14 protein-coding genes are annotated in these 20,899 nt (G+C 70.4%); 10 read left to right on the top strand and 4 right to left on the bottom strand.

Annotated elements, in window-relative coordinates; genetic code table 11:
• Positions 1-29 precede the first annotated feature (29 nt).
• Positions 30-1,010: a class 1b ribonucleoside-diphosphate reductase subunit beta gene (gene nrdF / locus NVV95_RS04600; protein ID WP_259485370.1), complete on the top strand. Its 981-nt coding sequence runs from the start codon at positions 30-32 to the stop codon at positions 1,008-1,010.
• A gap of 171 nt (positions 1,011-1,181) precedes the next feature.
• A complete protein-coding gene (locus NVV95_RS04595; protein WP_259485369.1) occupies positions 1,182-2,264 on the top strand; it encodes an acyltransferase family protein in 1,083 nt (360 codons plus the stop codon).
• On the opposite strand, the gene NVV95_RS04590 is transcribed toward NVV95_RS04595, so the two are convergent.
• The 4 genes from NVV95_RS04590 to xylB form a co-directional block, all read right to left on the bottom strand.
• On the bottom strand, positions 2,236-3,540 hold the full coding sequence (locus tag NVV95_RS04590; RefSeq protein ID WP_259485368.1) for a cellulase-like family protein: 1,305 nt from the start codon (positions 3,538-3,540) through the stop codon (positions 2,236-2,238). The two genes, NVV95_RS04595 and NVV95_RS04590, sit on opposite strands and share 29 nt — an antisense overlap.
• Positions 3,537-7,727, bottom strand: coding sequence for a DUF5107 domain-containing protein (locus tag NVV95_RS04585; protein ID WP_259485367.1), 4,191 nt, complete (start codon positions 7,725-7,727; stop codon positions 3,537-3,539). The genes NVV95_RS04590 and NVV95_RS04585 overlap by 4 nt, the downstream gene beginning before the upstream one ends.
• A gap of 198 nt (positions 7,728-7,925) precedes the next feature.
• Entirely contained in the window at positions 7,926-10,070 is a 2,145-nt protein-coding gene (locus tag NVV95_RS04580) for a hypothetical protein (protein WP_259485366.1), read from the bottom strand.
• 146 nt (positions 10,071-10,216) lie between these two features.
• Positions 10,217-11,656 (bottom strand): xylulokinase, encoded by a 1,440-nt coding sequence (gene xylB / locus NVV95_RS04575; protein WP_259485365.1) that lies wholly within the window; start codon positions 11,654-11,656, stop codon positions 10,217-10,219.
• 144 nt (positions 11,657-11,800) lie between these two features.
• Here xylB and NVV95_RS04570 point away from each other — a divergent pair, with 144 nt between their 5' ends.
• The 8 genes from NVV95_RS04570 to mmsB all read left to right on the top strand — a co-directional run bounded on the left by NVV95_RS04570 (position 11,801) and on the right by mmsB (position 20,885).
• Positions 11,801-12,433, top strand: coding sequence for a PadR family transcriptional regulator (locus NVV95_RS04570; protein ID WP_259485364.1), 633 nt, complete (start codon positions 11,801-11,803; stop codon positions 12,431-12,433).
• Entirely contained in the window at positions 12,430-13,935 is a 1,506-nt protein-coding gene (locus tag NVV95_RS04565) for an MFS transporter (RefSeq protein WP_259485363.1), read from the top strand. Before NVV95_RS04570 ends, NVV95_RS04565 begins: the two co-directional genes overlap by 4 nt.
• 267 nt (positions 13,936-14,202) lie before the next feature.
• Positions 14,203-14,724: a hypothetical protein gene (locus tag NVV95_RS04560; RefSeq protein WP_259485362.1), complete on the top strand. Its 522-nt coding sequence runs from the start codon at positions 14,203-14,205 to the stop codon at positions 14,722-14,724.
• A 197-nt stretch (positions 14,725-14,921) separates the two neighbouring features.
• Positions 14,922-15,980, top strand: coding sequence for a LacI family DNA-binding transcriptional regulator (locus NVV95_RS04555; RefSeq protein ID WP_259485361.1), 1,059 nt, complete (start codon positions 14,922-14,924; stop codon positions 15,978-15,980).
• Positions 15,981-16,140: 160 nt separating this feature from the next.
• Entirely contained in the window at positions 16,141-16,839 is a 699-nt protein-coding gene (locus NVV95_RS04550) for an L-ribulose-5-phosphate 4-epimerase (protein WP_259485360.1), read from the top strand.
• Positions 16,836-17,963, top strand: coding sequence for a multiple monosaccharide ABC transporter substrate-binding protein (gene chvE / locus NVV95_RS04545; RefSeq protein ID WP_269909032.1), 1,128 nt, complete (start codon positions 16,836-16,838; stop codon positions 17,961-17,963). Before NVV95_RS04550 ends, chvE begins: the two co-directional genes overlap by 4 nt.
• 108 nt (positions 17,964-18,071) lie before the next feature.
• Positions 18,072-19,610 carry a multiple monosaccharide ABC transporter ATP-binding protein gene (gene mmsA, locus NVV95_RS04540; RefSeq protein WP_259485359.1) on the top strand — a complete coding sequence of 513 codons (1,539 nt, stop codon included), beginning with the start codon at positions 18,072-18,074 and terminating at the stop codon, positions 19,608-19,610.
• 33 nt (positions 19,611-19,643) lie between these two features.
• On the top strand, positions 19,644-20,885 hold the full coding sequence (gene mmsB / locus NVV95_RS04535; protein WP_259485358.1) for a multiple monosaccharide ABC transporter permease: 1,242 nt from the start codon (positions 19,644-19,646) through the stop codon (positions 20,883-20,885).
• Positions 20,886-20,899: the final 14 nt, after the last annotated feature.

Raw genomic sequence — 20,899 nt, 5'->3', positions numbered from 1 at the left:
GCCCGATCGACTATCCGAAGGACTCTCCGATGACCCCTCCCGAGCCGCTGAAGCTCCTCAACAAGGTGCAGGCGATCAACTGGAACCGCATCCAGGACGACAAGGACGTCGAGGTGTGGAACCGCCTCGTCAACAACTTCTGGTTGCCCGAGAAGGTGCCGCTGTCGAACGACGTGCAGTCGTGGGCCACGCTCACGCCGGCCGAGCAGCAGCTCACCATGCGCGTGTTCACCGGCCTCACCCTGCTCGACACGATCCAGGGCACGGTCGGCGCGGTCTCGCTCATCCCCGACTCGCTGACCCCGCACGAGGAGGCCGTCTACACGAACATCGCGTTCATGGAGTCGGTGCACGCCAAGTCGTACTCGTCGATCTTCTCGACCCTGTCGAACACGAAAGACATCGACGAGGCGTTCCGCTGGTCGACCGAGAACCCGAACCTGCAGAAGAAGGCGTCGATCGTCCTCGACTACTACCACGGCGACGAGCCGCTGAAGCGCAAGGTCGCCTCGACGCTGCTCGAGAGCTTCCTCTTCTACAGCGGCTTCTACCTGCCGATGTACTGGTCGAGCCGGGCGAAGCTCACGAACACGGCCGACCTCATCCGCCTGATCATCCGCGACGAGGCCGTGCACGGCTACTACATCGGCTACAAGTTCCAGCGCGGGCTGGAGCTCGTCGACCAGGCCAAGCGCGACGAGATCAAGGACTACGCGTTCTCGCTCATGTACGACCTGTACGAGAACGAGGTGCAGTACACCCAAGACCTCTACGACGAGGTCGGTCTGACCGAGGACGTCAAGAAGTTCCTGCACTACAACGCGAACAAGGCGCTGATGAACCTCGGCTACGAGCCGATGTTCCCCAAGTCGGTCACCGACGTGAACCCGGCGATCCTCTCGGCGCTGTCGCCGAACGCCGACGAGAACCACGACTTCTTCTCGGGGTCGGGCTCCTCGTACGTCATCGGCAAGGCCGTCAACACCGAAGACGAGGACTGGGACTTCTAGGTCCTGCTCTCCGTCACCGGGCCCTTCCCTTCGGGGGAGGGCCCTTCGGCGTTTTCGGCATCGTGCGGCGACAGCGGGCGACAGCGGGCGCCTGCGGGCGCCTGCGGGCGGCCGCGATGGTCGGGGGCCCCGTTTCGGCGGCCGCGCATCCGTCGACTAGCGTGGACGGACATGCCTGCGCCCCCCGAGACCGTCGCGCCGCGGCTGGACTGGCCCGATTTCGCGCGCGGGGCGAGCATCGTGATGGTGGTGCTGCTGCACCTGTTCCTGCTGCACTACCTCTACTTCTTCTACGGCTTCCCCGGGTCCGACGTCGTCAACGCCGTCGTCGACGCGACCCTGCCGCTGCGGATGCCGCTGTTCTTCCTCGTCTCGGGCTACCTCGCGGCGCGCGCCGTCCAGCGACCCTGGCGGGCGGTGCTGCGGCCGCGCGTGCTGCTGCTGGTCTACCTCTACCTGGTCTGGGTCGTCGTGAACGCGGTGTTCGACGTGCTGCGCGAGCAGTTCGGGCAGGGCGGGCCCGTCGACGTGCCGCGGTTCCTGCTCGACAACCTGCTCTGGCCGCAGACCACGCTCTGGTATCTGTACGCGCTGCTGCTGTTCTTCGTCGTCGCGCGACTCACCCGGTGGGTGCCCGTGCTGCCGCTCGTGGTGGCGGCGGCCGTGCTCTCCGTGGTCGGTACGACGTTCTTCGACGGGCTGCCGCAGCATCTGCTGCGCTCACTCGTGTTCTATCTGCTCGCCGCCCGGGCACCGCAGCTGATCGACCTCCTGGTGCGCCGCTCGGGGTGGGCGGTCACCACGGTGACCGGGGTGCTCGCCGTCGGGTTGACCGCGCTGTACGTCGCGACGTTCGCCGATCTCGGGCTGCTCCTCGCGGCGGGGGTGGCCTCGGTCGCCTTCGCGGTGCAGGTGTCGGTGCGGGTGGCCGCGCATCCGCTCGCTGCACCGGTGCGGTATCTCGGGCGGCACACGCTGGCGATCTTCCTGGTGCACCCGTTCGTGTTCATCCTGGCGAACGACCTGCTGCTGGCCCGGCCGGGGGTGGCCGAATGGATGCGCGACCACGACCTCGTGGTCATCGCCTACCCCTGGGTGCTGCTCGCCGCGACCCTCGCGGCCTGCGTGGGCGTGGAGGCGGTGGCGCGGCGCGTCGGGCTGGGGTGGTTCTTCGCGCTGCCGAGCCGGACCGGGACTGCCGGGGCGGCCGGCAGCCCCGGCGCGGTCACGGATGGGCCAGGATCTCCGCGGTGAGTCGGCGCTGCCAGGAGACGTCGGCCCACATCGGGTGGTGGGGTGCCGCGTTCGAGCAGAGCACCACGCCCCAGACGCCGTGCTCGAGCGCGGTGCGGATGCCGATCTCGGCCAGTGCGCGCCCGATCGGACCCTCCTCGAAGGTTCCGCGCAGCGGGGTGTAGCCGATCCACCCCTCGCCGATCACGGCCGGGACGCCCTTCCAGCGCGCCCACTCGGCGATCGCGATCGTGCGCGACTCGATCTCCCGCTCCATCACGGCGCGGTGCGGGCCGTAGTTCTCGTAGAGCCAGGTGTCCCAGCGGTCGGCGTCGAGCTGGTCGTAGCCGTAGATCATCTGGTCGGTGACGACGGTGGCGCGGAACTTCCAGTCGGCGGCGCGACCGTACTCGGCGGGGGTCGGCGCATCGGGGCGGAGAAGGTCGCGGAGAGTGGCGTTCGGGAACCCCTCGGTGCCTTCGGAGCGGATGTCGAGGCGCTGCTGCAGAGCATCCAGCACCCCGTAGCTGTAGACGTGGAACTGGGCCGCGCCGAGACCGTCGGGCAGCTGATGCATCGCGAGGTGCGGGGGTTTGCCCCAGCTCGCCGTCACGAGTAGGTCGGGGTTCGCCGCGCGCAGGCGTTCGACGGCTTGTATGCCGCTGGGGGCATGGGCATCGTCGCTGTTCGCCGCGAAGTCGGGCAGACGGGAGAAGTCGACTTCGTTGTGCAGCTCGACCAGGGCGATCGTGTCGCGGTGGCCGGCCGCGGTCAGGTGGTCGAGCATCCGCTGCCAGGATGCGTCGAGGAGGGCATAGCGCTCGGCGTCCGGCACGGCGTGGATGGCCTCGAACCAGGCGCTCGAGCGGGCGAACGCGGGGGACTGCTGGTATTCCCAGCTCGCGAGGATCACCACGACGCCGTAGCGCTCGGCCGCCTCGACGAGCTCGATCAGGCGGGCACCGACGTCGAGAGAGTATCCGCCGGGCACGTCGTACCAGCGGGTGCCCTCACCGTAGAACCCGCTGCCGGGGGCCGCGCCGAGCCCCTCGATCTCGAGGTCATGGGCGAGCTCGGCGAGCGGATGCCCGTCGTGCTCCAGCTCGCCGAACAGCAGCAGGGGCGCGGCGCAGATGCGCACGGCGTTATAGCCGCGGTCGACGGTCTCGGCGAAGGCGCGGTCGAGGTCGGCGAAGGGGCCGCCGGGCTCGGCGCGGGTGTACCACGAGAAGTCCCAGAGGCTGATGGCGAGGCGCGGCGGCAGGTGCGGGGGCACGGGGCCGGTGAGGTGGGTCATGCGGGTCGCCGTTCGGTGGGGGTGGTGGTGGTGCTGCTTCGGTCGGTGGGGGTGAGTGGATGCGCGTGCTCGCCGTCGCGTCCATCCTCCCGCTTCGCGCCGATGCCGCGTTCGGTGGGGGTGCCGCCGCGGGTGGCGGGTGTGGCGCCGCGGGTGGTGGGTGTGGTGGCGCGGGGGGCCAGAGCGGCACGAGGGCTGGCGACGGTGGGTGTGGTGCCATGGGTCGCCGGGGTGGCGGCGGCAGCGGTGGGCGGAGAGGTGGCGGCGGCGCGGAGGGTGGTGGCGGCGGCGCGGAGGGCTGTCGCCGTGGTGGCGCGGGTGGAGGCGGTGTCGGTGGCGAAGAGGAGGAGTTCGGGGAGGGAGGTGGCGAAGTAGTCCACCGGCGGGGCCGGGCGGTCGAGGTCGGCGGCCGCGGCGTCGAGGCGGGTGGCCACGTCGGCCGCGGCGGCCGCCTCGCCGAGGCGGAGGTGGGCCAGGCCGACATAGAGGTCGGCGAGCTCGGCGGGGCGGGGCGCCACGTCGAGCGCACCCGCGCCGGACCGGGCGCGCTGCCAGGCCGCCCGGGCGCCCGAGGTGTCGCCGGCGCGGTCGAGCGCGTCGCCGAGCAGCAGATACCGCTCGGCCATGCTCCCGGCGGGGTGGCGGCCCTCGCCGAGGTTCGCCGGGACCCCCACCCCGTCGCGGAGGAGGGCCGCGGCACCCGCGGGGTCGCGGTCGAGCAGCTCGCGTGCGGTGGCGAGCGTGGCTCGATCGTAGGCGGCGATCGCCTTGCCCTCGCCGCCCTCGAAGGGCTGGAAGCGACGGGTCAGCAGGATGTCCAGGGCTTCGGGGACGCGTCCGGTGGTGAGGAGGAGGTCGAGGCGGTTGAGGGTCAGGTCGTCGCGGGCGCCAGCGGCGCCGGGGTGGGCGTCGATGGCGGCGAGGCGCTCCTCGACGGGGACCCCTCGGAGCCCGGCGAGCAGGTCGCGCTCGAACACGAGCCGGGGGTCGTGCGGGCTGAGCTCGAGGGCGCGTGCGAGCATCCGATCGGCCTCGTCGAGTGAGCCTTCGTGGCCCGTCGCGGTGGGAGTGGAGGGGTGCAGGCCTGAGCGTTCGGGGGGCGGGGGCGTCGTCGTGGGGGAGGCCGACGCGTTGACGGTGGCGACGGCGGCGTTCCGCCAGGCGACAGGGTCGGTGGATCCGGCGGCGGTGGCGCGGCGGAGGGCGTCGGCGGCGTCGGCGGTGCGTCCGGCGTCGAGGAGCCAGCCGCCGAGGAGAGCGGGCGCGACGGCGTCCGTGAGGCCGGCAGTGTCGGGGGCGTGGATCGCTGCCCGGAGGGCGTCGTACTCGTCGAGGCCGGCCGGGAAGGCCCAGCGGAGGTCTCCGGTCTGGGCCGCGTGCCGCTCCGCCGCAGCTCGCGAGCGGAACTCCGCCGCATCCATGCCATCAGCGGCATGGGCTTCGGCGAGGCGGTCGAGCCACGATGCGCGGAGGTAGTGGGCGATGGGGCGCGGGTTGCCGAATCGCTGCGCGGCGGCGGACAGGGGCGTCCCGGCCACCAGTGACTCGGTGACTGTGAGAGCGTCGCGCAGGTGGCCGGCGCGGGCCAGCTCACAGGCGGCGAGCACGGTCACGGTCGGGTCGGTGACGCCCAGGTCGAAGGGCCCCGCGCTGTCAGCGGTGCCGAGGTGGTGGAGGGTGCGGGTGGTGGCGGCCAGGAGGGCCGCGCCGTCGGCGGTGCCGAGGTCGTGGTGGGTGCGGGCGGTGGAGGCGAGGGCCGCGCCGTCGGCGGTGCCGAGGTGGTGGAGGGTGCGGGTGGTGGCGGCCAGGCGGGCCGCGTCGTCGGGGGCGGCGAGGTGGTGGAGGGCGCGGGCGGTGGGGTCGAGGGGGTCGCGGTCGAGGAGGGTGGCGAGCATCCGCTCTGCTTCGTCGGAGCGGTCGAGGTCGCGGAGGGCGAGGATCGCGAGGTGGGCCGCCGCGCCGCCGACGACCGACCCGGCGTGCTCGCGGGCGTGGGCGGCGACGGATTCGGCCGGGCCGGTGACCGGGGCGGTGCGGAGCGCGGCCTCGGCGTGGGATAGGGCCGTGGCGGGGGATCCGGCGCGGAGGGCGAGGCGGGCGAGCGCGAGTTCGGCGGGGTGGGCCCAGGTGGCGTCCCACGCGGCCTTCGCGAAGTGGTCGGTGGCGGCGGTGAGGGCGTTCAGGCGCTCGAGCGTGAGGCCGAGACGGTAGTGAACCTCGCCGCTCGCCGGGTTCAGGTTGCGACGGGTGAGGCGCTCGAGGGCGCGCTCGTAGCAGGCGCGGGCCTCGACGTACTCTCCGCGGCGATGGTGCCAGGCGCCGAGCGCGATGCCGGCGCGCGAGTCGAGCGGGTCGCGGCGCAGCGCCTCGGCGAAGTAGTCCGAGGCGGCGCGGGTGGGGTGGCGGTTCTGCTGCAGGTGGACGCCGGTGAGGTAGAGCTCGTCCGTGCTCGCGACGTCGGCGGGGAGCGGTGGCTCGGTGGCGACCCACGGTTCGGGCGGGGCGGCGGCGGCAGTGGCATCGGCGCCACCAGCGGCACCGGCAGTGGCAGCGTCACCGGCGGTGGCAACAGCACCGGCGCCGGCCTGGGCGCCACCAGCGGTGCCGGCAGCGGGTGCGTCCGCGCGCGGCTTCCACGCCAGCAGCTCCTCGTCGCCGGAGAGCACCCGCAGCGTCAGCTCGGATGCCATCACCCCGGACGCGACCGGCACCTCGATGAGGAACGGCGACTCCGGCGAGAGCTCGACCCACCACTCCCACGCCCAGCCCGTCTCCCGGGGAGCAAGCGACGCGATCAACGTCCCCGCGAGCGGCACCACCGCTGATGCGGCAGAGACACCCACCCCCTCGAGCCGCACCCGCGCCCGCGGCACCGCGACCGCCGTCGAAACCCCGACGCGCGCCACGGGCGACGGGCGAGCATCCACCACCAGACTCACCGCGACCGACCGCGACGCCTGATGCGCCGGCCCGATCTCGCGGATCGGGAACCAGTACTGACTGAACACCCGCGTCTCCCCGGGCGCGAGGTAGCTGAAGTCGGGCTGGTTGTCGGTGTAGACCCCGGCCATCAGCTCGACGTAGGGGCCGTCGTCGTCGGTCAGCTGGGCGTCCCAGGCGCGTCCGATGGGGCCGTCGCCCCAGGTCCACTGCTTCTTGCCCGGGGAGATCGAACGGTCGGCCCAGTGCACGAAGCCGGCCCGGGCGTCGTGATCGTAGCCGCCGAAGAAGTCGTCGCGGGTGTCGGTGACCATGTACGAGGTGGGCACGGGGATGTTCGAGTAGAAGTCGAGGCGGTCGGCATCCGGATGCCCGCCCCCCGCCGTGGGCGACGCCGAGGCCGAAGCGGCCAGAGCCGCCGACGCCAGCGCCGGGTAGTCCACCCCGTAGTACGGCCGGTCGGCCCGCGGGAACCCGGTGATGGCCCGGCGGGCGTGGTCGGCGACGTACCGCACGTCGGTCGGGAAGAACGACTGGTAGTTCTCGTGCACGGCCGCGGCGACGTTCGCCCACCACAGGAACGTCTGCGGCTCGTCGGTGCGGTTGTGCAGCCGCGCCACGACCTCGATCGTCGAGCGGTCGCCGCGCAGGCGCACGCCGTGCGAGCCGCGCATCCGCTGCAGCGGGTCGATGTCGCTGTGCCAGACGGTCACGTCGTCGCCCGCGGCCCGCGAGATGGACGTCTCGACGGGCAGGAAGGTGCCGGGCCGGTGGTGCTGGGGCCAGTTGAACTCGACGCCGCCCGAGATCCAGGGGCCGGCGAGGCCGACGAGCGCCGGCTTGATCACGTTGTTGCGGTAGAAGAAGTCGTAGCCGCAGCTCTTGTCGTAGGCGATGTGGATGCGCCCGCCGATCTCGGGCAGCAGCATCAGCCGCACCCAGCGGTTCTCGAGGTGGATGGCCTGCCAGCGGCGCGGCGACTTCTCGGCCGCGATGCGGTCGACGAAGGGGATGGGGTAGACCTTGCCGCTCGATCCCTGGTAGACCCGCCGATCGAGGAACAGCGGATACCGGTCGGGCTCGCCCGGCTCGTAGGTGCCGATCTCGACCGGCTCGCTCCAGCAGGCGACGCCGCCCGCGTCGATCAGGGCCTGTTGCTCGGGGGGCGCATCCGGCAGCGCGATCAGGTCGCGGGTGCGGGCGGGGGCGCTCGGGGCAGGCGCAGTGCGGTCGTCGTCGGTCGTCACGCCTTCGAGGGTACGGATGCGCGACCGCCCCGCACCATGGCCGAGACGCCGCCCGACCTGGACGATTCGCTGATCCGCCGAAGCCCGTGAAGCGAGGCAGGACGACGCGAAGCGAGGCCACGCGACGCCGAGAGCCTCTCGGCGCTCTCGCCGAACGCCGACGAGAACCACGGACTTCTTCTCGGGTCGGGCTCGCCTCTACCGCTGGACACGGACATCGATGTAGAAGCTCGGGCCGTGGGTGCGGTACGGCGTGTAGGTGGCCGGGTCTGTCGACCAGGGAACCGCGCGCGCGGTCGACAGTTCGGTGCCATCGGGGTCGGGGGTGAACAGGACGGTCGTTCCGTCCGACGTGAACGATCCGCCGTCGACGTCCAGTCGACCCGGCACAGCCCCGGCGTCGGTGAAGGTGAGGAACGGCGACCGGAGCACGCGAAGATCCTGGGTCATGGCGCAGTCGAGGGGAATCTCGATCGCCGCACCTCCCAGTTCTGACCAGTCGTAGTCGATCTCGACGTCGTTGCAGGTCGCCGGAACGTCTCGGATCGTGACCGGAACGGTGATCGGCGCGCTGGGGACCCCCGTGACCTCGTCCCAACCGATCACGTCGAGGTGCGCCACGTCGACCCCGATCGTGTCCGTCGCCGACCAGGTGAAGTGAATCGTGCCGTCGGCGGCGAACGTGGGCTCCACGCCCGGGATGTCGCTGTCGATCGTGACCCGGTAGGTGTCCCGCCAATCGGCGGTGCACAGCAGTTTCGGGTCGAGCACGAACGCCTGGTTCCGGAGCAGCTGAAGAGAACCGTCCTGGATGACCGCTCGGAAGCCCTCCGCTTCGGGCCCCGCCGGTTTGTCCGCCCCGGAGCAGCTGGGCTGGGCCTTCACCTCGACGGCGACGACGAATGCCTGTCTCTCGCCCGAGGCTGTCTTCGCCGACACGACGACATGATCGACGAATCCACCGGCGGACAGCGCAGAGGAGTAGGTCATGAGACCGTCGGCTCCTCTGTCGATGAAGCCGACCCGGCCGTCTGCGAAGGTTGCGGTCGACGATGGCGTCGGCCACGGGTCGGTGTGCTCGAAGGAGTCGCGGTCGTACTGGAAGATCGAGCCGGCCATGGGGTCGGTCGCGATACTGTTCGCGAGGGCGGCCAGCTCGGCGCCTGGCAACCGGGAGATGTCCTGGCGTGTCAGCACGGTCATCTCCGAGACGGCATCACCGGTGCAGTGAGACCCGACGTCGATGCGGGTGGCCTGCCCGGCGGTCACCGTGGCGTGAACGGGTGGGCAGGAGAAGTCGCGCGAGTCGATGGCTTTGATGCGGTCGACCAGGGTTCCGTGCTCGGTGCTCTGGAAGGTGATCCGCACCCACGACGAACCGGGCAACAGCGTCGCCGCACTCGAGACCGAGGCTCGTGCGAGCTGTCCGCAGGCGCCCTTGTTGTGACCGTAGCCACGTTCTCCTCCGGTGGCGCTCATCCCGAGCGCCGTCGACGTCGACGCGACCTCGATGTAGGCGCTCGAGGGTGGCGCGTCCGTGCCGATCGGGCCGGACTCGAGGAGATCCAAGACGAGGCCGACGGCCTCGCTCATGAGCTGCTTGATCTCCGGAGGCACGGACAGCGGCCACGCGTTCCACACCATTCTCGTCTGGCGGGTGACCTCCAGGAAGACCTGGTCCTTCGCGGCCGGAGACATGTTCCGCATGATCAACTCGAAGGAGCGCCGGGCCGAGGCGTCGCCGGAGACCGCGCGGAAGACGAACTTCACCGCCTGGGCCACCAGCCTCCCGCGGGGGCCGACCTCGGTGTACGTGGGGTCGAAGGTCCCGGGCCAGTACATGGCTCGGACAGCTTCCTCCGGCGACATCCCTTCGAGCGGGTTCGCTCCGTCGACTCCGCTCGAGGAGGGCCCCAGATTGACGTCCATCGACACGATCCGGGACGGCGACGTCGAGTCGATCTTCAGGTCTCCGCTGCGTTCGAGGGTCTCGACGTTGTCGCGCACGATGTCGCCACTGCCCGTCTGGGAGTCGCCGCGCCCCGGGTACTCGGCGTTGTTGGCTCCCTCGACGCACGCCGGCGCGGCCGAGGCCGGCGTGGACGCCGGCGGCTTCGGCAGGAGCGGCCCCGGGGGACCAGGCGGTGGTGGAGGAGGGGCGTCTGAGCCACCGCCGTCTTTGGAACCCCCGCGCCCGCCACCGCCGCCGTCGCCGGGCGCCCGCACCACGTCGCAGACGATGCTGTCCGTGCCGTTGATGCCCACCTCGACCAGAGCTCCTGAGTCGTCGTAGTGCGAGCCGTCGCTCTGCCACTTGGTCTCCAGCCGGCAGTCTCCCGGCATCGCGCTCGCCGAGGAGGCGCCGAGAGAGATGAATCCGACAGGCAGAAGGCAAGTCGCCAACCCGAGAACCACCAGACGAGTGACCCGACCGTAAAGTGACATGTCCTCAGGTATAACACGCCGGCTGCCGCAGGCCGGCAAGGGGCCTACCCCTGAACGGAGGCCGCGTGCGCCGCGTACTGCTCGCGGATGACGGGCCGATGATCGGGCGCGGGCGCGGCCGCCAGCGACACCGTCCACGTCGGCCGCGTGCCCGTGAGCGCCCAACCGGCCTGCACGGCCCCGCCGTCGGCCACGTACTCGCCGGGCTCCGGCACCGCCACCGGCACGTCGAACACCTGGGCCGCTGCGGCCTGCACCGCCGGGTTGAACGCCGCCCCGCCGATCAGCAGGATGCGCGTGGGCACCACGCCCACCCGGCGAACGGCGTCGAGTCCGTCGGCCAGGCCGCAGAGCAGCCCCTCGATCGAGGCGCGTGCCAGGTTCGGCCGGGTGGTGGAGGCCAGTGTCATGCCGAACAGCGTGGCGGTGGCCGTGGGCAGATTGGGCGTGCGCTCACCCTCGAAGTAGGGCTGCAGCACGAGGCCGTCCGACCCGGCGGGCGCCTGCAGGGCCAGCGTGCCGAGTTCGGCGTGGTCGACGCCGAGCAGCGCCGCGGTGGAGTCGAGCACGCGCGCCGCGTTCAGAGTGGCGACCAGCGGCAGGAACGCCCCCGACGCATCCGCGAACCCCGCCACGGTGCCGGTCTCGTCGGCGGAGGGCTCCCCGGTCACGGCGAACACGGTGCCGCTGGTGCCGATCGACACAACCACGTCGCCCTCGTTTGCGCCGAGTCCGAGCGCGGCGCCCGCATTGTCGCCCGCGCCGGCTCCCACCACCACGCCGGCGGGGATCGAGACGCCGGATGCCGAGAGTGCCACCGTCCGGCCGGCGGGTTCGGCGGGCCCGAGCACCCGGGGCAGCACGGCGTCGTGCCCGAGGCACGCGATCAGCAGCTCGCGGTCGTACTCGCCGGTGCGCGGGTTCCAGTACGAGGTGCCGCTCGCGTCGGAGCGGTCGGTGACGAGCTCCTCGAGCACCGGCCCGAGCGGGGCGACGGATGCGGGTCCGAAGCCCCGCAGGCGCCAGGTGAGCCAGTCGTGCGGCAGGGCGACGGCGGCCACGCGGCCGGCGTTCGACGGCTCGGCGTCGCGCAGCCAGCGCAGTTTTGTGGCCGTGAACGACGCCACCGGCACCGACCCGGTGCGCGCGGCCATCCCGGCGGCACCGAACTCCTCGGTGAGCGCCCGGGCCGCGTCGGCCGAGCGGGTGTCGTTCCAGAGCAGCGCCGGCCGGATGACCTCACCGCCCTCGTCGAGCACGACCATGCCGTGCTGCTGGCCCGCGATCGCGATCGCCGCGACGTCGTCGAGCCCACCGGCGGCATCGAGGGCGGCGAGCAGCGCGTCCCACCAGAACGCGGGGTCGACCTCGGTGCCGGCCGGGTGCGAGGCCCGCCCCTGCCGCACGAGCTCCCCGCTCTCGAGATCGCGGATCACGACCTTGCAGCTCTGGGTGGATGAGTCGATGCCGGCGACGAGCGTCATTGGTGTCTCCTGGTGCGGGTGGGCAGCCTGGTGTGGCCGAAAAAGTTTGCTTTCACAACATATTCGACGGATGCCCGCCGGGGCAATCCGGCCCGACCGACGACGAGTCTTGCCACACTGAACTACTCGTGCGAGAGTAGTCCGGTGTCTCCCCTCCGTCTCTTCGTGCTCGGCTCGCTCGACGCGCGCGGAGCGATGCACGGGCACCAGCTCCGGCTGCTCGGCGAGGAGGAGCGCATCCACCTCTGGACCGACGTCAGCGTCGGCTCGCTCTACGGCGCCCTGAAGCGGCTCGCCGCCGAGGGGCTGATCGTCGAGGAGCGCACCGAGCGCGAGGGCTCCTACCCCGAGCGCCAGGTCTACGCGATCACCCCGAGCGGGCGCGCCGCGCTCGCCGAGCTCCGCGGGGAGGGGCTCCGCACCCTCGTGCTGAAGCACGACCCCTTCGACCTCGCCGTCTCGCGACTCGACCAGGAGCGGCTCGACGAGCTCCCCGCCGAGCTCGCGGGGCGGGTGGACGCGCTCCGCACGCTGCTCGCCGACCACGAGCAGCGCCTGGAGCAGGCGCGCCCCTACCTGTCCGTCGCCGAGGGGTGGGTGATGGAGCACCGGGCCGATCGGCTGCGCTCCGAGATCGCCTCCCACGAACGACTCATCTCCCTCGTGCCCGAGATCGTCGCCGACGAGCGCCGGCGCGCCGGTCGACTGCCAGAACCCCTCGCTCCCGGAACGCCCCGCCGGGCATCCGGAACCCCCCGAAAGGCCCCCACCCCATGACCGACGCCGCCACCACGAAGGCGCCTCCCGCCGTTCCCACCCGCGCCTGGCGCGCCCTGATCGTGCTGCTCGCCGGCATGTTCATCGCCCTGCTCGACACGACGATCGTCAACGTCGCCCTGCCCACGATCCGCACGAGCATCGACGCCTCCGAGGCGACCCTGTCGTGGATCATCTCGGGTTACGCCCTCGCCTTCGGTCTCGCCCTCATCCCCGCCGGGCGCATCGGCGACCGCATCGGCCACAAATGGGTGTTCTTCACCGGTGTCGCCCTGTTCACCCTCGCGAGCCTCGCCTGCGGTCTCGCGCAGGACAGCACCCAGCTCATCGTCGCCCGCGTCGTGCAGGGTCTCGCGGGCGGCATCTTCGTGCCGGCGGTCACCGCGTTCATCCAGCTGCTCTTCCCGCCGCAGGCCCGGGGCAAGGCCTTCGCCATCATGGGCGCCGTGATCGGCGTCTCGTCGGCCCTCGGTCCGATCGTCGGCGGTCTGATCATCCAGGCCTTCGGTGAGGAGTCGGGCTGGCGGCTCGTCTTCGGCGTGAACCTGCCGATCGGCCTCGCGACGCTCGTCGCCGCCGTCTTCCTGCTGCCCGGCCGCGCGACCGCCGCCGCAGCCGCCGCCCCGGCAAGCGCTGCCCCCGCCCCCGCCGCCCGCCCGAAGCTCGCGCTCGACTGGCTCGGCCTCGTGCTCGTCTCGGCGGCCCTGGTCGCCCTGCTCGTGCCGCTGATCGAGGGGCAGGACGAGGGCTGGCCGCTCTGGACGATCCTCTCGCTCGTCGCCGGCGCCCTGCTCCTCGTCGCGTTCGGCGCTTGGGAGGTGCGGTACACCCGCCGCGGCAGCATCCCCCTCGTGCCGCCGAGCCTCTTCCGCCACCCCGCGTTCACGGGCGGCGTCGTGCTCGCCCTGGTCTACTTCGCGAGCTTCACCAGCATCTTCTTCACGATCTCGCTGCTCTGGCAGGCCGGCCTCGGCCACACCGCGCTCGAGTCGGGTGCCGTCTCGATCCCGTTCGCCATCGGGTCCATCGTCGGCTCGAGCCAGAGCGCCCGGCTCGCCCAGCGCCTCGGTCGCACCGTGCTCGTGATCGGCACGGGCGCGGTCGTCGTCGGCCTCGCGGCGATCTGGGTCATCCTGCTCGTCACGCCGCCGGCCGACCTCAGCAATTGGCTGCTGCTCGCCCCGCTGCTGATCGCCGGTGCCGGCAACGGCCTGTTCATCGCCCCGAACGCCCAGTTCATCGTCGCCACCGTCGACCGCAAGGAGGCCGGTTCGGCCTCGGGCGTCATCAGCGCCATGCAGCGCGTCGGCAGCGCGATCGGCATCGCGGTGGTGGGCAGTGTGTTCTTCGGTTCGCTGGTCGTCGGCCAGGGGTCTCCGGATGCTCTCGCCACCGGCTTCGTGAACAGCTCCGCCCTGGCGATGGCCGTGAGCACGGGCTTCGCGGTGCTGGCCTTCCTGCTCGTGTTCGCCCTCCCGCGGCGCACCTCGACCGGGCACTAGGGCACAGGCACGCACTCGGGCACAGACGCAGAGACCGGGCACCAGGCCACGATCCTGGGAAAACCCTTGCGCCCACCCGCGAGCACCCGCTAACGTCAGTACCCGCGGCAACTCGGCCGCCATGAACGAAAGGGGAGGTGAACACCATGATTCCGAATCGGAACTTCGACATGGCGCTTCCCCCGTTCATGCGCGTCACGGCCTAGCCGCGACCCGAACGCCAGGAAGCGCCTCCATCGCTCGTCATCTCATGGAGGAAGACTTCCCGTGTTCACCGCATCATCCCGCTCGCACGACAGCGAGCTGCTCCTGTTCCATCAACACGACCCCGTCTCGTGGGTCGACGCCCTGCAGTTCGGCCGCGGTCTCGCGGCCGGCACCTACCGCCGCGACTGGACCTGGCTGGCCGTCCTCGACGACCGCCCGGTCGCCCGGGGCGTCTGGTGGGGCCCCGTCGGCTCGGTGCATCCCATCGAGCTGCACTGCCTGATCGTCGACGCGTCGCTGCCGCACCCCGAGGTGTGGGCGTCGGCGCTGATCCGCTCGGCGCACCGCTCGTTCGCCGAGGCCGGGGCGATCCTCGCCCCCGACCTCGTGATCGAGGTGCCGGCCGCCGCACGTCACGACGACGAGGTGCAGAACGCCCTCGCCTGGCGGCGTGAGGCGGCGCAGGCCGCCGGTCTCGGCGTCGTCACCGAGACGGCGCTCGAGGGCGGCGTGCTGCAGCTGCGGCACTCGGCCCGAGCCGTCCCGGCGCCCCGCGGCACCCGCGTCCACGCGGGTGTGTAGCGGGACCGGGTGGCCGCGCCGATCGTCGGTGTGACTGTCACACGCTCGTCCCCCTCGTGGGAACGGGGACGTGTGACAGTCACATCGAGCTCGGCCGGGCATCCGCGACTCACAGTTCTGGTCACGTCGCCGACGTGCATAATGTAAGGGCGTTCACGCCGTGTGAACGTGCACATCGGCACCAGAGCAGGTACGGGATGAACGAGCCCTCGGCGGAGGCCAAGCGCCCCCGGGCGCCGAGCATCCGCGACGTCGCGAAGCTCGCCGGGGTCTCGCACCAGACCGTCTCCCGGGTGCTGAACAACCACCCGAGCATCCGCGACGAGACCAAGGCCCGCGTGCTCGAGGTGATGGGCGAGCTGAACTACCGCCCGAACCGCGCGGCCCGCGCCCTGGTCACGAGCCGTTCCCGCGCCATCGGGGTGCTCACCTCGTCGCGCTCGGAGTACGGGCCGGCGTCGAGCATCAAGGCCATCGAGGAGGCCGCGCTGCTGCACGGCTACCTGGTGGTCACCGCCAACGCCGACGGCACCGACCGCAACTCGATCGCCCGCGCCATCACCCACCTGCTCGACCAGGCGGTGGAGGGGATGGTCGTCATCGCCCCGCAGGTGCGAGTGTTCGACACCCTGCACGAGCTGAGTCTCGACCTGCCCTACGTGACGCTGCAGTCGACGGGCCGCCAGGGCGACCACTCGCTCTCGGTCGACCAGATCGAAGGCGCCCGGCTGGCGACCCGGCACCTGATCGAGCTCGGCCACCGCGGCATCTACCACCTCGCCGGCCCGCAGGACTGGGTCGAGGCCGAGGCGCGGATGGAGGGGTTCCTGCGCGAGATGAGCGATCAGGACGTGCCGACGACGGCGCCCATCCTCGGCGACTGGACCGCGGAGTTCGGCTACTACGCCGGGCTGGAGCTGCTGCGCGTGCGCGACTTCACCGCGATCTTCTCCTCGAACGACCAGATGGCGCTCGGGCTCATCCACGCCATCCGCGACGCCGGGCTCGACGTGCCGGGCGACATCAGCGTGGTCGGTTTCGACGACATCCCGGAGGCGGCCCACTTCTGGCCACCCCTCACCACGGTGCGGCAGGACTTCGCCGAGCTCGGCCGGCGCTGCGTCGCGCTGCTGGTGGCCGCCGTCGACGAGGACGCGGCGGGGGAGGGCGCGGCCATCGAGCCCGCGCCGGCCTATCCGGGGTCGCTGCTGCCGTCGCTCGTCGTGCGGCGATCGACGGCTCCGCCGGCCGCCTGATCGCGATGCGGCCCCCGAACGGGGCGCATCCGCTCGGTTACCGAACCGAGACAATCGGCGACTTGACAGGCTCGGCCGCCATGGGCGTAATATCAATCCGATGTGACCGTTCACATGAACTGATTTGTGAACGGTCACACAAGACGAAGGGGTCATGAGGATGACGATGCGAGCCGAACTCGAGGTGGGCATCGCCCGCTTGCGGGCGGAGATCGCTGGTCTGCACTCCGAGCTCACGCGCTACGAGCTCGTGGTCTGGACGGGCGGGAACATCTCGGGTCGTGTGGTCGGCGCAGACCTGTTCGTCATCAAGCCCTCCGGTGTCTCCTACGAAGATCTGGCACCGGAGAACATGATCCTCTGCGACCTCGAGGGCGCGGTCGTTCCGGGCACGCCCGGCGCCGCTCGCGCCCCCTCGGTCGACACCGCGGCGCACGCCTACGTGTACCGCACCATGCCGGAGGTCGGGGGAGTGGCCCACACCCACTCGCCCTACGCCGTGGCCTGGGCGACGCTCGGGGAGCCCATCCCCTGCGTCACCACGACCATGGTGGCCGAGTTCGGCGGGGAGATCCCGGTCGGTCCGCTCGCCCGCATCGGCGACGACTCGATCGGGCGGGGGATCGTCGACACGCTGGCGGGCCACCGCTCTCCGGCCGTGCTGATGCAGAGCCATGGCCCCTTCACCATCGGTCCGGATGCCCGTACCGCGGTGAAGACGGCGGTGCTCGTCGAAGACGCTGCCCGGGTCGCGCACTTGGCCCGCCAGCTCGGCGAACCGCGGGAACTCAGTCCCGATGCCACGAGTCCGATCACGACGAAGAAGTCCTACACCACATCACGAAAGGAAACACAGTGAAGATCAAGACACTGCTCGCAGGAGTCGCCGCCGGCGCCCTGATGGTCAGCCTGGCCGCCTGCTCCAGCGGGGGCAGCAGCTCCGGTGGCGACAGCGGAAGCGGAGACGGCGGCCTGATCGGCGTCGCGATGCCGACGAAGTCGTCGGAGCGCTGGATCCAGGACGGCGACGCCGTCAAGTCGCAGCTCGAGGACCAGGGCTACACCGTCGACCTCCAGTACGCCGAGGACGACATCCCCACCCAGGTCTCGCAGATCGAGAACATGATCACCAAGGGCGCCAAGGCCCTGATCGTCGCCTCGATCGACGGCACCACGCTCACCAGCGTGCTGCAGGAGGCCGCGGACAACGACATCCCCGTCATCGCCTACGACCGCCTCATCCGCGACACCGAGAACGTCGACTACTACGCGTCGTTCGACAACTACAAGGTCGGCGTGCAGCAGGCCAACTCGGTGCTGAACGGCCTCGGCCTGGTCGACCTCGAGGGCAAGGCCACCGACGGTGCCCCCGCCGGCCCCTTCAACATCGAGCTGTTCGCCGGTTCGCCCGACGACAACAACGCCACGTTCTTCTGGAACGGTGCGATCGACACCCTGCAGCCCTACATCGACAAGAAGGTCCTCGTCGTGAAGTCGGGCCAGGAGGCCTTCGAGCAGGCCGCCACGCTCCGCTGGGACGGCGAGACCGCCCAGAAGCGCATGGAGAACCTGCTGACGTCGACCTACTCCGACGGCTCCAAGGTGAACGCGGTGCTCTCGCCCTACGACGGCATCTCGCGCGGCATCATCTCGGCCCTCACCGACGCCGGCTACTCGGTCGGTGCCGAGTGGCCCGTCATCTCGGGTCAGGACGCCGAGCTCGACTCCGTCAAGGCCATCGAGTCCGGTGAGCAGTACGCCACCATCTTCAAGGACACCCGCAACCTGGCCAAGGTCGCGGTCGACATGGCGTCGGCGCTGCTCGAGGGCAACGAGCCCGAGACCAACAACACCACCGACTACGACAACGGCACGAAGGTCGTCCCCTCGTACCTGCTCGAGTCGCAGATCGTGGTCAAGGACAACATCGAGGACGTCCTCGTGAAGTCCGGCTACTGGACCGAAGACGAGATCAAGGGCTAGTCAGCCCCACCGAGACCCCGCCCCGGTCGCGCGAGAGCGCGGCCGGGGCGCGGGTCTCGCCCCACCCGGCGTACGGCGTACGAGGCAAGGAAGCAGGTTATCCACGACATGTCCGATGACAGGACGAACATCCTCGAGATGCGGAGCATCACCAAGACGTTCCCCGGCGTGAAAGCGCTGCAGAACGTGACGGTCGACGTCCGCCGCGGCGAGGTCCACGCGATCTGCGGGGAGAACGGCGCCGGCAAGTCGACGCTGATGAAGGTGCTCTCGGGCGTCTACCCGTTCGGCACCTACGAGGGTGACATCGTGTTCGAGGACGAGGTCGTGCAGTTCCGCGACATCCGTGACTCGGAGGCGAAGGGCATCGTGATCATCCATCAGGAGCTCGCCCTCAGCCCCTACCTCTCGATCGCCGAGAACATCTTCTTGAACAACGAGTTGAAGGGCCCGCTCGGCCTGATCGACTGGAACAAGACCAACCACGAGGCCGCCGCACTGCTGGCGCGCGTGGGACTGAAGGAGAACCCCACCACCAAGGTGCGCGACATCGGCGTGGGCAAGCAGCAGCTCGTGGAGATCGCGAAGGCGCTGTCCAAGCGTGTGAAGCTGCTCATCCTCGACGAGCCCACCGCGGCCCTGAACGACGAGGACTCCGACCACCTGCTGAACCTCATCCTGCACCTCAAGGAGCAGGGCATCACGTCGATCATCATCAGCCACAAGCTGAACGAGATCAAGAAGGTCTCCGACTCGGTCACCGTCATCCGCGACGGCAAGACCATCGAGACGATCTCGAAGACCGACGTCACCGAGGAGCGCATCATCAAGGACATGGTGGGCCGCGACCTCGAGCACCGCTACCCCGACCACACGCCGCACATCGGCGAGGAGATCCTCCGCGTCGAGGAGTGGACCGCGCACCACCCGCAGGACCCGACCCGCGTGATGGTCGACGACGTCAACATCACCGTGCGCGCCGGCGAGATCGTCGGCATCGCGGGTCTGATGGGCGCCGGCCGCACCGAGTTCGCGATGAGCCTGTTCGGTCGCAGCTACGGCTCCAAGATCTCGGGCCGCGTCTTCGTCAAGGGCAAGGAGGTGAAGACCCGCACCGTCGCCGAGGCGATCGAGAACGGTCTCGCCTATGCCACGGAAGACCGCAAGACCTACGGGCTCAACCTGATCGACGACATCAAGCGCAACATCTCGATGGCGTCGCTGGAGAAGCTCGAGCGTTTCGGCCTGGTCGACGACGGCAAGGAGTTCCAGGTCGCGAACTCCTACCGCACGAGCATGAACATCAAGGCGCCGAGCGTGCTGGCGAAGACCGGGAAGCTCTCGGGCGGGAACCAGCAGAAGGTCGTGCTGTCGAAGTGGATCTACTCCGACCCCGACGTGCTGATCCTCGACGAGCCCACCCGCGGCATCGACGTGGGTGCGAAGTACGAGATCTACAGCATCATCAACAAGCTGGCCGCCGAGGGGAAGGGCATCATCGTCATCTCCTCCGAGCTGCCCGAGCTGCTCGGCATCTGCGACCGCGTCTACGCCCTCTCCGAGGGCCGGATCACCGGTGAGCTGCCCATCGAGGAGGCCACCCCCGAGGCCCTGCTCAAACTCATGACCATGGAAAAGCCCCGCTAGCCCGCGCGCTACGGAAAAGGAGAAACAAGGACCATGTCCGACCTGGAAACCAAGCCGTCCGACGCGACGGCCGCGGGCGCGCAAGTCAACCCCGTCGAGAACAAGTTCACCGAGCGCCTCAGCCACATCCTGGGCGACCTCGGCAAGAACGGCATCTTCATCGCCCTGGTGCTCGTGGTGGTGCTGTTCAGCATCCTCACCAACGGCATCCTGCTGCGCCCGCAGAACATCTCCAACCTGATCGTGCAGAACGGCTACATCCTCGTTCTCGCGATCGGCATGGTGATGGTCATCATCGCCGGCCACATCGACCTGTCGGTCGGATCGGTCGCCGCGTTCGTCGGCGCCGTCTCGGGTGTGTTCGCGGTGCAGTGGGGTCTGCCCTGGTGGCTGTCGATCATCCTGTCGCTGCTCGTCGGTGCCCTCGTGGGCGTCTGGCAGGGCTTCTGGATCGCCTTCGTGGGCATACCGGCGTTCATCGTGACGTTGGCGGGCATGCTGATCTTCCGCGGTCTCGCCCTCGTGGTGCTGGGCAACGCCAACATCGGCTCGTTCCCGACCGAGTACCGTGCCCTCGGCAACGGCTTCCTCACCGACCTGTTCGGCAGCTTCGAGCTCGACCCGCTCACCCTCGGCATCGCGGCCATCGCGATCATCGCGCTGTTCGTGTCCCAGTTCCGCACCCGCCGTGCCCGTCAGAGCTACGGCCAGGAGGTCGAGCCCTTCGCCTGGTTCGTCGCCAAGCTGGTGCTCGTCGCCGTGGCCGTCGCGCTGTTCGCCTACGCCCTCGCCACCTACAAGGGCATCCCGGTCACCCTGATCGTGCTGGCCGTGCTCGTGCTCATCTACGGCACGGTCATGAACCGCTCGACCTTCGGCCGTCACGTCTACGCCATCGGTGGCAACCTGCACGCCGCGGAGCTCTCGGGCATCAAGACGCGCAACGTCACCTTCTGGCTGTTCGTGAACATGGGTGTGCTCGCCGCACTCGCCGGCCTGATCTTCACCGCCCGCCTCAACCTCGCCGGCCCGAAGGCCGGTGACGGCTTCGAGCTCGAGGCCATCTCCGCCGCCTTCATCGGTGGCGCGGCGGTGCAGGGTGGTGTCGGCACCATCGGCGGCGCGATCATCGGTGGTCTGATCATCGGTGTGCTGAACAACGGCATGTCGATCATGGGCATCGGCATCGAGTGGCAGCAGGCCGTCAAGGGCCTCGTGCTGCTGCTCGCCGTCGCGTTCGACGTCTACAACAAGCGCCGCTCCGGCGGTCGCTGAGCCTCGGCAGAGCG

Source organism: Herbiconiux gentiana, from assembly GCF_024978135.1.
Taxonomy (GTDB): Bacteria; Actinomycetota; Actinomycetes; order Actinomycetales; family Microbacteriaceae; genus Herbiconiux; species Herbiconiux gentiana.
The sequence above is the reverse complement of the archived record's forward strand: the minus strand, read 5'-3'. Positions and strand labels throughout refer to the sequence as shown.

What these genes read in the sequence shown, in the direction of transcription:
- nrdF (WP_259485370.1), top strand. Translation starts at nt 30, where the DNA reads ATGACCCCTCCCGAGCCGCTGAAGCTCCTCAACAAGGTGCAGGCGATC.
- NVV95_RS04555 (WP_259485361.1), top strand. Translation starts at nt 14,922, where the DNA reads ATGAACGAGCCCTCGGCGGAGGCCAAGCGCCCCCGGGCGCCGAGCATC.
- NVV95_RS04580 (WP_259485366.1), bottom strand. Translation starts at nt 10,070, where the DNA reads ATGCCGGGAGACTGCCGGCTGGAGACCAAGTGGCAGAGCGACGGCTCG.
- mmsA (WP_259485359.1), top strand. Translation starts at nt 18,072, where the DNA reads ATGTCCGATGACAGGACGAACATCCTCGAGATGCGGAGCATCACCAAG.
- NVV95_RS04595 (WP_259485369.1), top strand. Translation starts at nt 1,182, where the DNA reads ATGCCTGCGCCCCCCGAGACCGTCGCGCCGCGGCTGGACTGGCCCGAT.
- NVV95_RS04590 (WP_259485368.1), bottom strand. Translation starts at nt 3,540, where the DNA reads ATGACCCACCTCACCGGCCCCGTGCCCCCGCACCTGCCGCCGCGCCTC.
- mmsB (WP_259485358.1), top strand. Translation starts at nt 19,644, where the DNA reads ATGTCCGACCTGGAAACCAAGCCGTCCGACGCGACGGCCGCGGGCGCG.
- xylB (WP_259485365.1), bottom strand. Translation starts at nt 11,656, where the DNA reads ATGACGCTCGTCGCCGGCATCGACTCATCCACCCAGAGCTGCAAGGTC.
- NVV95_RS04550 (WP_259485360.1), top strand. Translation starts at nt 16,141, where the DNA reads ATGACGATGCGAGCCGAACTCGAGGTGGGCATCGCCCGCTTGCGGGCG.
- NVV95_RS04565 (WP_259485363.1), top strand. Translation starts at nt 12,430, where the DNA reads ATGACCGACGCCGCCACCACGAAGGCGCCTCCCGCCGTTCCCACCCGC.